8 protein-coding genes are annotated in these 12,195 nt (G+C 69.1%); 4 read left to right on the top strand and 4 right to left on the bottom strand.

Annotation, left to right across the window (positions count from 1 at the left end; translation table 11 throughout):
* Positions 1-797 precede the first annotated feature (797 nt).
* The 4 genes from IEX50_RS12020 to IEX50_RS12005 all read left to right on the top strand — a co-directional run bounded on the left by IEX50_RS12020 (position 798) and on the right by IEX50_RS12005 (position 3,711).
* Positions 798-1,511 (top strand): response regulator transcription factor, encoded by a 714-nt coding sequence (locus IEX50_RS12020; protein WP_157176136.1) that lies wholly within the window; start codon positions 798-800, stop codon positions 1,509-1,511.
* A gap of 54 nt (positions 1,512-1,565) precedes the next feature.
* Positions 1,566-1,784 carry a response regulator transcription factor gene (locus tag IEX50_RS12015; protein WP_157176135.1) on the top strand — a complete coding sequence of 73 codons (219 nt, stop codon included), beginning with the start codon at positions 1,566-1,568 and terminating at the stop codon, positions 1,782-1,784.
* Between the two features lie 153 nt (positions 1,785-1,937).
* Positions 1,938-2,198, top strand: coding sequence for a helix-turn-helix domain-containing protein (locus tag IEX50_RS12010; RefSeq protein WP_157176134.1), 261 nt, complete (start codon positions 1,938-1,940; stop codon positions 2,196-2,198).
* Positions 2,191-3,711, top strand: a complete 1,521-nt coding sequence (locus IEX50_RS12005; protein ID WP_157176133.1) for an undecaprenyl-phosphate glucose phosphotransferase — start codon at positions 2,191-2,193, stop codon at positions 3,709-3,711. Before IEX50_RS12010 ends, IEX50_RS12005 begins: the two co-directional genes overlap by 8 nt.
* 7 nt (positions 3,712-3,718) lie before the next feature.
* Here IEX50_RS12005 and IEX50_RS12000 read toward each other — a convergent pair whose 3' ends face one another.
* The 4 genes from IEX50_RS12000 to IEX50_RS17880 are packed head-to-tail and all read right to left on the bottom strand — an operon-like array spanning position 3,719 to position 12,195.
* Complete coding sequence (locus IEX50_RS12000; RefSeq protein WP_157176132.1) at positions 3,719-4,333, bottom strand: 4'-phosphopantetheinyl transferase family protein; 615 nt, start codon at positions 4,331-4,333, stop codon at positions 3,719-3,721.
* A gap of 38 nt (positions 4,334-4,371) precedes the next feature.
* Positions 4,372-5,376: a glycosyltransferase family 2 protein gene (locus tag IEX50_RS11995; protein WP_157176131.1), complete on the bottom strand. Its 1,005-nt coding sequence runs from the start codon at positions 5,374-5,376 to the stop codon at positions 4,372-4,374.
* Positions 5,373-11,858, bottom strand: a complete 6,486-nt coding sequence (locus IEX50_RS11990) for a type I polyketide synthase (RefSeq protein WP_157176130.1) — start codon at positions 11,856-11,858, stop codon at positions 5,373-5,375. Before IEX50_RS11990 ends, IEX50_RS11995 begins: the two co-directional genes overlap by 4 nt.
* Positions 11,859-11,862: 4 nt before the next feature.
* Complete coding sequence (locus IEX50_RS17880) at positions 11,863-12,195, bottom strand: phosphopantetheine-binding protein (protein WP_444544619.1); 333 nt, start codon at positions 12,193-12,195, stop codon at positions 11,863-11,865.

Genomic DNA, 12,195 nt, shown 5'->3' with positions numbered 1-12,195 from the left:
CTTGAGCAGGGCGGGGCGGCTGCTTCCGCGGCGGTTCTGAACAGTCGATCTAGGATCGGCAACGCGGCGGTGCAGCGGCGTAACCGTGCGTCGGATGGAGGGTGATCGCTGTACTGTGAGCCTTCGTCCGGCCATCTGCGGCCACTAACGAAGCCGGGTGTCTATCGTGACGGCGCAAGTCGATCGGCTTGCGGAGTAAACACACTCCGGTCCATGCCGCGATACAGTCGGCGCGTGCCTGGTCGGCATGGAGTGTCTGCGGGAAAATGGCACGAAAGCACCACGGAAACAGGCGGATAGTACCCCGTGCAGGGGACGCTTAATCGGGACGGTACCGACGCGGTTTCAGCCTTTGGTCGGATCGGTGTTGTTCGAGTTTTCCGCTGCAGGGACGTGATCGCTACGGTTTGAACCCGCCCCGGTTCCGGAACTCTCGTGGGATGCTCCCATAGCTTTGGCTGGTCGAGGAAGTCCCACGTCGGCGGCAGTCCGATCCCGCTGTTCACGCAAAAATTTGGAAGGAACCGCGAGTCGTTTCGTCGCGCTTTTGTGATTGTTCGTCCCATGCGCATACTAACCGGGCCGATCGCGGTCGGGAGGTCAAAGACTAGTTGTACGAAATACACGCCTGCGATTTTGCGTTGATTAACATTGTGAATGTTTTGTTAACGACGTTTCGTGGTATGCGCTGCCCCCGCGGACCGTCCGCGATGAGAGTTCGTGACCCCTGCGGAAGCCCCGGATCTTCCGCCAACCGAAGAAATTCGGCTTTGCGTAGAACCAAATAGGAGCTCGCCGTGCAACAGTCGTTCAAGGTCGCGTTACTGGGTCCTGATTCGATCGTGCGAGAAGGGCTTCGCCACATCCTGACCGAAAAGCATTTCGACGTGACCCAGTCTGTCGGAGATCTGGCGCAACTGTCCGGGGAGAATGACGACGATCTGCTGATCGTGGTGGACGGTCGCATCGCGGCCGACGATGCGGCTGGCGTGCGGCTGCTGCGCGGCCGGTTTCCCGACGTGAAACTTGTCATCCTGAGCGAGACGTTCGAGTTCGAGGCGATGGCCAGCGCCTTTCGCGCGGGCGTTCACGGTTACATCTGCCGCGCCATGTCGTTTGGCCCGCTGGTGCAGTCGCTCCGGCTGGTGGCGATGGGGGAGAAGGTGATGCCGTCTCATCTTGCCGACACGCTGCAACGCTACCACGACTGGCCGAAACGCGATCATGCGCGGCACCTGCTCGAAAGCGCCAACCTGTCGGTCCGCGAGGAGGAGATCCTTTGTTGCCTGATCACCGGCTGGTCGAACAAGGTCATTTCGCGCCGGTTGGACATCTCCGAATCCACCGTGAAGGTTCATGTGAAGGCGATCCTGCGCAAGCTTGGGGTCGCGAACCGGACGCAGGCCGCGATCTACGGCGCACATGGCGGCCTTCAAGTGCCAAGGCTTGCGGCCACCGTGCCGATCCCGGGGCCGAAGTCCGGACCGGTTCTGGTCCGTGCCGCGGGCTGAACGGGGCAGACGGGTTGCCGCGCCGCGAACCGGGCAACCGGCGAGGCGGGGCCCGTGAACCCAACGCCCGAGGATCTGCTGTCCTGGCTGACGGCGCGCGAACTGGAAGTCCTGAAAGCCGTCGCGCGTGGTCTTTCCGCCAAGGAAATCGCCAAGCAGCTCGACATCGCGCCGCGCACCGTCGAACGGCATATCGACCATGTCCGCCTGAAGACGCGGACGCGCAACCGCGCCCATATGGTCGCGTTCGCACTTGAAAACGACATTCTCTAGCGCGTGTTGCGCCGCCGACGGCGTCGGTTCTGGGAGCGCTAACCCCGACGGACCTACCCGAATGCGCATGCGACGTTAGTCTGAATACCTTCATACTGGTGATACCGATACGGCCGGGGGACTCGGGCAGGCCGCAAATAGGGGGGATAGATAATGGCACGACAAGTCAGTGAACTGACGCGGCTGACCGGACGTGAGGCGCAGGTCTTGCGGCTGGTGGCCTGCGGGATGTCCGCAAAGGAAACGGCGCTGGAGCTCGAGATTGCACCATGCACCGTCGAGCGGCACATCGAGAATGTGCGACTGAAGACGCGGACGCGTAACCGCGCACACATGATCGCGCACGTCATCCGCGAGGGGCTGTTGCCGGTGCAGGCTGCCGAGCGGCCGCTGGCGCTGGTCGTCGGTGGCTGACGCCGCAGTCGGCTACGCGGAACCGGTAGAACTGCGGGCCGCCGATCCGGCTGGATCGGGCGATGTGGCGGCGGCCGGCGCGTGCGTGATCGCGCCGGCCGAAGTGTCGTCGCCGGTCGTCGCCCGCCTTGGTCGCGCCTTGCCGTTCCAGCTTGTCGCGATCGCGACGTGGCTGGTCGATCTCGCCGCGATCATGCTGGCGGCGCTGGCGTGCGACGCATGGCGCCTGCCGCTTTGGGGCATCGTGCCGATCGCGATTGCGTGCCACAGCGGCATCGCGCAGGCGACGGGCGGTTACGATACGGATGCCCTGCTGCTGGTGCGGCGGGCGTTGCCACGCGTGCTGAACGCGTGGGTCGCGACGGTGCTGGCGCTGGCGACGCTGGGCCATGCGTTCGACGCGCAGATTGCGCTGCCGTGGCGGGGGTTGGTGCTGTGGTTCGCGACCGGATTGATCGCGATCGTTGCCGGACGGATATTGGTGCTGCAGGCGGCACGTCGGTTGAAGCACGCCGGGCTGTTCCAGGGCCGCACCGCGGTGGTCGGGACCGGGCGGCAGGGTGTCGCGTTCGCGGATCACCTGAAACGGAGCGACGGGCTCGCGATGCCGCTGCTCGGGTTCTTCGACGATCGCCCGGTGGCGGCGAACGTGGCCACTGGGTTGCCGCTGCCGTATCTTGGCGGCGTGGCGGATCTGGTGCGGATGATCCGGGCGGGCACGATCGACCGGGTGTTCCTCACCTTGCCGTGGGCGGACGAGACGCGGATTGATGCCATCGTGCGTGCCCTGTCGGCGACGCCGGTCGATATACTGTTGCTGCCCGATCGCGGGCCGCTGGTGCCGGCGGGGCGGTCGGCGACCGCGCAGGCGCGGTTGCGGTTCCTGACCGTCGGCGAACGGCCGCTGACGCCGGGGCAGCGTTTTCAGAAAGCGTTGATGGATCGGACGCTGGCGTTGGTGGCGCTGATCCTGTGCGCGCCGCTGATGCTGGCGGTGGCGGTGGCGATCCGGCTGGACAGCGGCGGGCCGGTGCTGTTCCGCCAGTTGCGCGAGGGGCTGAACTGCCGGCCTTTCCACATCCTCAAATTCCGGACGATGTATGTCCAGGCCGGCGCGGCCCCGATCGTGCAGGCCGGCCGGCGCGATCCGCGCGTGACGCGGGTCGGTGGGTTCCTGCGGCGCACAAGCCTCGACGAGCTGCCGCAGCTGATCAACGTGCTGATCGGCCAGATGTCACTGGTCGGACCGCGCCCCCATGCCCCCGCGACGCGGGCGGGCGGGGTGCCGTTCGGCGAGGTCGTCGCGACATACGCAGATCGGCACAAGGTGAAGCCCGGGCTGACCGGCTGGGCGCAGGTGTGCGGCTGGCGCGGCGAGACCACGACGACGGACCAGCTGATCCGACGGCTGGAACATGACATGCATTATGTGAACAACTGGTCGATCTGGTTCGACATCTACATTCTGGCGCGGACGGCGTTGACCGTGCTGGGCCAGCGATCGGCTTACTGACGCGCGATCAGCGGAGCTGCGCCCATGCGGCGACGAGCCCCGCGGCCGGCCGGAACGAGCCGACGTCGATTCGTCGGTCGCTGTAGCAGAGGGTGCGGTGGGCTCCGTCGATCCCGCAGTCCAGTTCCGCCAGCGGGATTGAGAGGCCGCGGCCGAGCGCCTTTGCGCACGCTTCCTTCCGGGTCCAGGCGCGCAGGAAGCCGGCGTTCCGATCGGCACGCGGCAGCAGCGCGAAGGCGAGCCGTTCGGCGCGCGAGCAATAGCTGCGGACCAGGCCGGCGGCGTTTACAATGGGTCGGTCGGTTTCGAGGTCGATGCCGATCGCGCCGTGCTGGCCCAGCCCGACCAACCCGACGTCGCCGGCATAGCTGAGGCTGAGGTGCCAGCCGGACAGGCCGTCGCAGTGCCACTGTCCGGCGTCCGTTCGGTGATAGCGTTGCGCTGCGGCCGGAACATGGCAATGCCGTTCAACCAGCTGCCGCAGTGCGCAATGCGCCGCCAGATAACGTCGGCGAGGCACCGAGCGAAGGAAGCGTGCCGCGCGATCTTGTTCAACATCGGAGAGCCGATCGACCAGCCGCTGTTCGGGTTCGACGGTTAGATCGACCAGCCAGATCGCCATCGGTAGGCAATCGCCGCCGATCGCCGTGCCGGCGTCCTTCAAAAGATGCGCGCGGCGCGCATGCCTGCCGCGCGCGGGAACACGGCCGAGTGGCGCAGGAAATCGCGGATCAGCCGGGGCGGATCGGGATCGGGCCGGCGGAACAGCCAGCGCCGCAACCGCCAGCCAACATGACCGGCCAGCCACGCCGCATCTGCGAGCGCGGCATAGGCGCGCCCGTGATGGCGGAGGAAATAGCGCCGCCGTGATTCGAACCAATAGTCCGGCACGCGGTGAAGCGCAGGGCGCGGCCCGGTCAATCCCGTGCTCTGCCCGGCGATGTGCATGACGGTCGCCTGTGGCAGGTAGCAGGTCGGCCAGCCGGCACGGGCGGCCCGCCGACAGAAATCCGTCTCCTCATAATAGAGGAAGTAGCGTTCATCCATGAGGCCGATCATTTCGAACACCCCGCGGCGGACGATCATGCTGGCCCCCGACACCCAGTCCACCGGCTGGATGCGATCGCCCATCGGCCGGAGAACGGCACGGTGGGACAGCAGGCGCGAGACCGGCCCCAGCCGCGCGCCGCGTTCCAGCTCGCTGAGCACGCTGTGGAAGCGGAAGGCATAATGCCATGGGCTGCCGTCCTCCTCGACCAGTGCGGTACCGGCGATGCCGACCGCGGGGTGATCGGTGAAAAAGTCCAGGATTGCGGCAGTCGCGCCGGGTTGGACGCGTGTGTCGGGGTTGAGCAGCCAGCAGAGATCCGGCGGGTTGGCGCTGGCCAGCGCGGGGCGGATCGCGACATTGTTGCCGGCGGCGAACCCACCATTGGTCGGCGCCGCGATCGATGTCGCCCAGCCATGCCACCCGTTCGAAGCGATCGCCGCGGCGATCCGTTCGTCGGACCCGTCGTTCGACGCGTTGTCGACTACGCAGACGCTGAGCCCAGGGACGGCGGCGACCTCCGCTACCAGGCTTTCGAGACAATCGATCACGAGGTCGGCAGTGCGGTAGTTCACGATGACCGCGAGCATGGTGGCCGGCGTGGATGGTTGCGTCATGACACAGCCGCAAGCGTGGCCACGGGCGAAACCGCCGGAGCCGAATCAGTTGACGCAGCCGCGCGACGCAGCGCGGTGTCGATCGCGTCCTGCAACCGTTCGGCGACCGCGGTGACATGCGGTTCGCGCAGCAGCGTGAAGTGCCCGCCGGGGACCGGAATCAGGATGATGTCGTCCTCCACCCGCTTGCCCCAGCCGAGCAATCGATCGGCGTAGCGTTCGGCAAACGGTTCGTCCTCCTCGTCCACGCTGGGTCCCGACGCCCTGAACAGCAGCACGTCGCCGCCGCTGAACAAGCCGGCGGGCCGATGCGCGCGGTGCGCGATCTCGTAAAGCTGGAGGAAGGCGAGGTCGGGCCCGGCGAGTGTTGCGCCGCCCGGTAGCGAGGCGTCTGGTGCCTGCGTGACCGAGCGCAACTGACGGCGGCGTTCGATGCGGGACCGCACCTCCCACGCCAGCGTATTGCCCGCCTTGCGGACCAGTTGCGATCCGACCGTGGCGATCGCGACGGGCGACGTGCCGCGCGCGGACTGCATCAGATGGCGAAGTCGATCGATCCGCGCACGCATGACGTAGAAGCGGCGCATGTCGGCTTCGACGTCTGCGGCATCGAAGATCGCGACCAACGCGACCGTCGCGCCCGCATCCTGCAACTGGCGCGCCATTTCGAACGCTATGACGCCGCCCGCGCAGAGCCCGGCGATCAGATAGGGGCCGTCGGGCTGTTGCCGGCGGACGCGCGCGACATAGTCGGCGGCCATGTCCGGGATGCTGACGTAGCCGATGCTGCCATCGGGCCGCCGCGCCGGTTCGATGCCGAACACCGCCTGGCCCGCCGTAAGCCGGTAGGCGAGCGAGCGGTAGAGCAGCGTTTCGCCGAGCCCGTCATGCACGATGAACAGTGCGGACCGCGGATCGCCGGGGCGGATCGCGATCAGATCGGGCGCACGGCGGGCGGGCGCGGCGTCGCTGACCAACCGGACCGTATCGAGACTGGTGACGGCGGCGACCGGCGGCGTGTCGGCATCCGTGTCGTCCTGTGCGGCGGGATCGAGGAGAAGCGCCAGTTGGGCGATCGTCGGACCCTGGAGCAGGGCGGCGAGCGGCAGGACCATGCCGGTCTGCTTGCGCAACCGGTTGATGAACTGGACGGCGAGCAGCGAATGGCCGCCCAGATCGAAGAAATCGTCGGACCGCCCGACATTGTCCACCCCGAGCATGTTGCACCAGAGGTCGGCGATCGCCTGTTCGGTCGCGGTCCGCGGCGCATCGACGGCGTCGGCGCGGGGGGCCTTGGCGCGCGGGGCGAGCGCGGCGTGGAGGCCGGCCACCGCGGGGTAGAGATCGACCGGCGAGACGACGAGGTGCGCGGCGGCACCGGCGGCCAGGATGCGGTCGATGACGGCCATCCCCTCCCGCGCGGTCAGCGACATGGCGGGCGCCGCTTCGGCCGGCACGATCGGGCGAGCGATCGGGGCAGGCGAGGCGAGCAGTGTCGCGTCGCGGACACGGATCATGGTGAAGCCGCTGGCGTCGACCAGAACGGCGCCGGCCTGATCGCACACCGTGACGTCGAAGATCGCGAGCGCCGCGTCCGGTTCGGTCGGGCGTAGGCGGACGTGCGCGACGATGTCGGCGGGCAGGGCCCTGAGAATGCGCAACCGGCCCCAGCGCATGGGGGCGAGGAAATCGCGGGCGGGATCATGGCCGGGGATCAGCCACTGCGCACCGGCCGATGCCATGTCCAGCAGCGCCGGGTGGAGCCGGACGCGGTCGAGATCGGCCTGGAAGGCGTCGGCGAGCCGGAGCGACAGCAACGCCTCGTCCGGACCGCGGCGTGCGTCGCGGATGGTATCCCAGCGCGGGCCGAACCGCAGATGCGGGGCGGCGACGCCGACGACGCGGACGGGTTCTGCGCAACGCCGCCCGATGGCGTCGAGGTCGATCGGGGCGGGCGCGGCGTCGGTGTCGTGGCCGATCGTGCCGCGGGCGTGAAGCGTCCAGCCGGCGTCCGGAGACGAGGTGGCGCGGCCGTACAGGACGAACGGGACCGGGGCCCCCGCGTGGATCGGTGCGATATGGATGCGCAGGTCGCGTGTATCGCCGGCGCCGACCGCGAACGGCGCGAGGAACGCGGCGTCGGTAAGCAGGAGGGCGCCGTCGGCGGTCAGTGTAGCGGCCGCGCGAACCAGTTCGAGGAAACCGGTGCCGGGGATCAGCGCGCTGCCGTCGGCCAGGCGATGTTCGTCGAGGAGCCAATGCGTGGCCGGGCCGATCCGTGCGGTGACGAGCAGGCCGCCGTCGTGCAGGTCGTGCCGCGTATCGAGGAAGGGATGGTTGACCGGCAGGCCCGCGCCGATCGGTTCGGGCGGGCCGGCCGTGTCGGGCCCGGTGATCGCCGCCATGCCTGCGTCGGACCAGCGGCTCCAGCCGACCGCCATCACGCGGGTGCGCTCGTCATCGCGGCGGGACTGGGCGTAGGCGTCCAGGAAGGCGTTGCCGGCGGCGTAATCGGCCTGCCCCGGCAGGCCGGCGAAGGCGCTGACCGACGAGAACAGCAGCATGAAGCGCGGCGGATCGGCGGCAAGTGCGGCCTCCAGCGCGAGCGTGCCGGCCAGTTTGGGGGCTATGACTGCGGACGCCGCCGCCATCGTCTTGGACTGGATGACGCCGTCGTCGAGCACGCCGGCGGCGTGGAAGACGCCGTCGATCGCCCCGAACCGGTCGCGGACCAACGCGATCGCGCGGCGCAGCGCCTGCGCATCGGCGACGTCGGCGGTGACGACCAGTACCTCGCCGCCGGCCGCTTCGACCGCCAGGATGCGGCGGATGACGGTTGCGTCGCGATCATCCGTTTCCTGCGCCAGCACGCCGTCCCACTGATCCCGCGGGGGCAACGCGGTGCGCGACAGCAGCGCGATCCGCGCCTGCACCGTGGCGGCGAGATGTCGTGCCAGCGCGAGGCCGAGCCCGCCGAGCCCGCCGGTGATCAGGTAGGTGCCACGCGTGCGCAGGTGGAGCGCAGGTCCTGGCAAAGTGGCGGGCGGGGCGGGATCGAACGACTGGACCCAACGCTCGCCTGCGCGGTACGCGATCGTGGCGGCGGTGTCGGTCGCATGGTTCTCGGCGATCAGCGCGGCGGCTAGCAGGTCGCGCGCGCCGGCCTGCGCGGGCAGGATGACGTCGACGCTGCGGATGCGGATGTCCGGATACTCGGCCGCGACGGTGCGGCAGAGGCCGAGGACCGTCGCCTTGGCCGGGGCGAGCAGTCGTTCGTCGCAGACCCGCTGGATACCGTCCGAGATCGCCGCGATGGCGAGCGCACCGCTCCCCGCCTCGGCCAGCGCCTGGACCAGGAAAAGCATGCTGTAGAAGCCGGTTTGCTGAGTACCGTCGATCTGCCGGCGGTCGGAGCGCGCGGGTGTCTGGCCGGTCACCAGCCAGCAGTGGAAGATTTCGGTTGGCAGGCGACCATCGGCGGCGAGGGCGGCGACGAGCGCGTCGTAGGCGGTTCTGTCGCCGGCCGGCAGGATGAAGCCGTCGGGTCCGTTGCGGCGGAAGACGCGACCGGTCTGGACCGTCGTCACGACGCGGCCGGCCGTGCGGAGCCGATCCGCGATCGCTGTCCCGAGACCTTCGCGGTCCTGGAAGAGCAGCACGGGTCCGTCGGTCGACTCACCGCCGGGGAGCAGCGGCTTGCGGTGCCAGACGGGTGCGTAGAACCAGTCGGCGATGTCGGGGCGCCGTTCCGTGACGTCGTGCTGCGGTCCCTGCGACGCGGTCACGCCGGGCTCGATCCAGTGGCGGGTGCGGTCGAAGCTGTAGGTCGGCAGCGGCACGCGCAGGCGGGTTTCGCGCGACCAATAGGCATCCCAATCAATCGCGACGCCGAGCGTCCAGAGCCGGCCCGCTACCGTCAGCAGATGCGCCAAGTCACTGACCGCCTCGGTCGGGTGGCGCATCGCGTTCAGCACCGGCTGGTCCGCGGAGCGGGCCGGATGCCGGCGGGCGAGGCTGGAGACTGAGCGGCCCGGCCCGACCTCGAGCAGGATCTGGTCGCGGTCCTGCATCAGGCGGGCGAGGCCGTCGGTGAAGCGGACCGTTTCGCGCAGGTGACGGACCCAATATTCGGGGTCGGTCGCCTCGACCGCGGTGATCCAGTCGCCGGTCAGGTTCGATGCGAAGCGCCGCGTCGGCGGACTCCACCGGACGGTCGAAAGGCAGGCGCGGAACGCGTCGAGGATCGGATCGAGCATCGCGGAATGCGCCGCGACGTCGATCGCCACGCGCTGGCATTCGACATCGGCCGCCGCCAGCGTCGCCTGCAACCGGTCGATCGACGGCGCCGGGCCGGAGGCGACGCAGAGTTCCGCGCCGTTGATCGCCGCGATGGTCAGGTCGGGCGTCAGCAGCGCGCGCAACGCATCTTCCGACGCGGCGACGCTCAGCATCGCGCCGCCGGGTACGGATTCGAACAGGCGGCCGCGTGTGGCGACGATGCGGAGCGCGTCTTCGAGCCCGATCACGCCGGCCAAGTGCGCCGCAGCATATTCGCCCGAGCTGTGGCCGATCATGGCGGATGGGGTGACGCCCCAGGCCTGCCACAGCCGGGCGAGGGCCACCTGGATGGTGAACAAAGCGGGTAGCGCCACCGACGGGCGTTTCAGTTCGGCGGCGGCCTGTTCGATGTCGTCGACCGCCGGGAACAGCCAGCGCCGCAGATCGATATCCAGCGCGCGGCAATGATCGATGCAGGCGTCGACCATGTCGCGGAACACCGGTTCGGCGTCATAGAGGTCGCGCCCCATGCCGACGTGCTGCGACCCCGCGCCGCAGAACAGGAACGCGACCGGGCGCGCGTCGCCGGCCTGCGCCGAATGGACGCGGGCCGGCGTGACGAGCGCGTCCGCCGCGTCGGCGATCCCGTCGGCCACGATCACGCGGCGATGCGGCAGCGCCTGCCGCCCGATCGACAGCGTGTAGGCTACGTCGGCTGGGTCGAGGCAGGGGTGCGAAGCGAGATGACAGGCGAGAGCCGCAGCGTTCGCGTCGAGCGCGGAGGCCGACCGGGCAGACAGCGTGAAGATGTGGTGCCCGCGGCCGGCGGCTTCCTTCGTCCGTTCGGGGGCGTCCTCCACGATCACATGCGCGTTCGTGCCGCCCACGCCAAGCGAGCTGATCCCGGCGCGACGGGGCCCATGCGCGGCGCGTGGCCAGGGGGTGAGCCGGGTGGTGACGCTGAACGGCGTCTGTGCGATGTCGCAGCCTGGGTTGGCGGTGCTGTGATTGAGTGTGGGCGGCATTTGCCCGTGGTGAAGCGCCAGCGCGACCTTGATCAGTCCTGCGACGCCGGCCGCGGTATCGGTATGGCCGATATTGGCCTTAACCGATCCGAGCCCGCAATAGCCGGTGCGCGACGTGTGGCGGCGGAATGCCCGGGTCAGTGCCGCGACCTCGATCGGATCGCCGACCGGCGTACCGGTGCCATGGGCCTCGACATGATCGATCGTGTCCGCCGATATGCCGGCGACCGCGAGCGCCTCGGTCACCGCCTGGGCGTGCCCGTCCAGGCTGGGGGCGAGATAGCCGACCTTGCCCGCGCCGTCGTTGTTGATCGCCGATCCGCGAATGACCGCATAGACATGGTCGCCGTCCGCCACCGCATCCGCCAGCCGGCGCAGCACGACGATGCCGACGCCACTGCCGAACACGGTGCCTTCGGACGCCGCGTCGAACGGCCGGCAATGGCCGTCGGGCGAGAGGATGCCGCTTTCGTCATAGGTGTAGCCATGGCCGTGCGGCAGTTCGATCGATGCGCCGCCTGCGATCGCCATGTCGCATTCGCCGGTCAGCAGGCTCTGCGCCGCCATATGCACCGCGACGAGCGAGGTGGAGCAGGCGGTCTGGACGTTGAGGCTGGGCCCTTTCAGGTCGAGCAGGTAGGAGACGCGCGTTGTCAGGAAATCCTTGTCGTTGCCGGTATGGCGCAACAGGAAGCGGCCGACATCGCGGACGAGCAACGGATTGGTGAGCAGGTTGCTCGCCAGATAGCTGTTGTGGCCCGACCCGCCGAACACCCCGATCGCGCCGTCAAAGCGCGCCGGCACATGGCCGGCGTCCTCCAGCGCCTCCCACGCGCATTCCAGGAAATGGCGGTGCTGCGGATCCATGATCGCCGCGTCGCGCGGGGACAGGCCGAACAAGGCGGCGTCGAAACAGTCCATGTCGGCGATCGGTGCACCGGCGCGCACATAGTCGGGGGAGGCGAGCAACGCCGGATCGACACCGCGGTCGCGCAGTTCCTCGTCCGAATAACGGGCGATCGATTCGACGCCGTCGCGCAGATTGGCCCAATAGTCCGCGGGGGTGCGCGCGCCGGCGAAGCGGCAGGCCATGCCGACGATCGCGATCGCGGTGTCCGCTGCGGCTTCGCCGTCGGCGGTTCCGTCGTCGGCGCGGAAGAGATCGGTCGCATGGTCCATGGGGTCAGCCCCTCGTCACGGTGGCAAGCGCGGGTCGCGCCCCGGTGCGGCCCCGGCGCAGGACGGCGCGGCGCCCGGACGCGCGCGCCTCCGCCGCCTGGGCCGCGCTGTCGTCCTCCCCGTCCGCCAGGTGGCGGGCGAGCGCGGCGACGGTGGGGAAGCGGAAGATATCGGTGAGGGCGAGCGGGCGGCCGACGAAATCGCGCAGACTGCGGTGCAGTTGCACCGCGAGCAGCGAATGGCCGCCGATATCGAAGAAATTGTCGTTCCGGCCGACCGCGTCGAGTTTGAGCACGTCGCGCCAGACCGTCGCGATCCGCGCCTCCAGCCCCTCCAT

This window comes from Sphingomonas prati (assembly GCF_014643515.1).
GTDB classification, from domain to species: domain Bacteria; phylum Pseudomonadota; class Alphaproteobacteria; order Sphingomonadales; family Sphingomonadaceae; genus Sphingomonas_R; species Sphingomonas_R prati.
Note: the sequence above shows the minus strand (reverse complement) of the source record. Positions and strands in the feature narration are given on the sequence as shown.

Excerpts from the sequence above, each read along its gene's own strand:
- IEX50_RS12010 (WP_157176134.1), top strand. The coding sequence starts at position 1,938 with ATGGCACGACAAGTCAGTGAACTGACGCGGCTGACCGGACGTGAGGCG.
- IEX50_RS12000 (WP_157176132.1), bottom strand. The coding sequence starts at position 4,333 with ATGGCGATCTGGCTGGTCGATCTAACCGTCGAACCCGAACAGCGGCTG.
- IEX50_RS11995 (WP_157176131.1), bottom strand. The coding sequence starts at position 5,376 with ATGACGCAACCATCCACGCCGGCCACCATGCTCGCGGTCATCGTGAAC.
- IEX50_RS11990 (WP_157176130.1), bottom strand. The coding sequence starts at position 11,858 with ATGGACCATGCGACCGATCTCTTCCGCGCCGACGACGGAACCGCCGAC.
- IEX50_RS17880 (WP_444544619.1), bottom strand. The coding sequence starts at position 12,195 with ATGGAGGGGCTGGAGGCGCGGATCGCGACGGTCTGGCGCGACGTGCTC.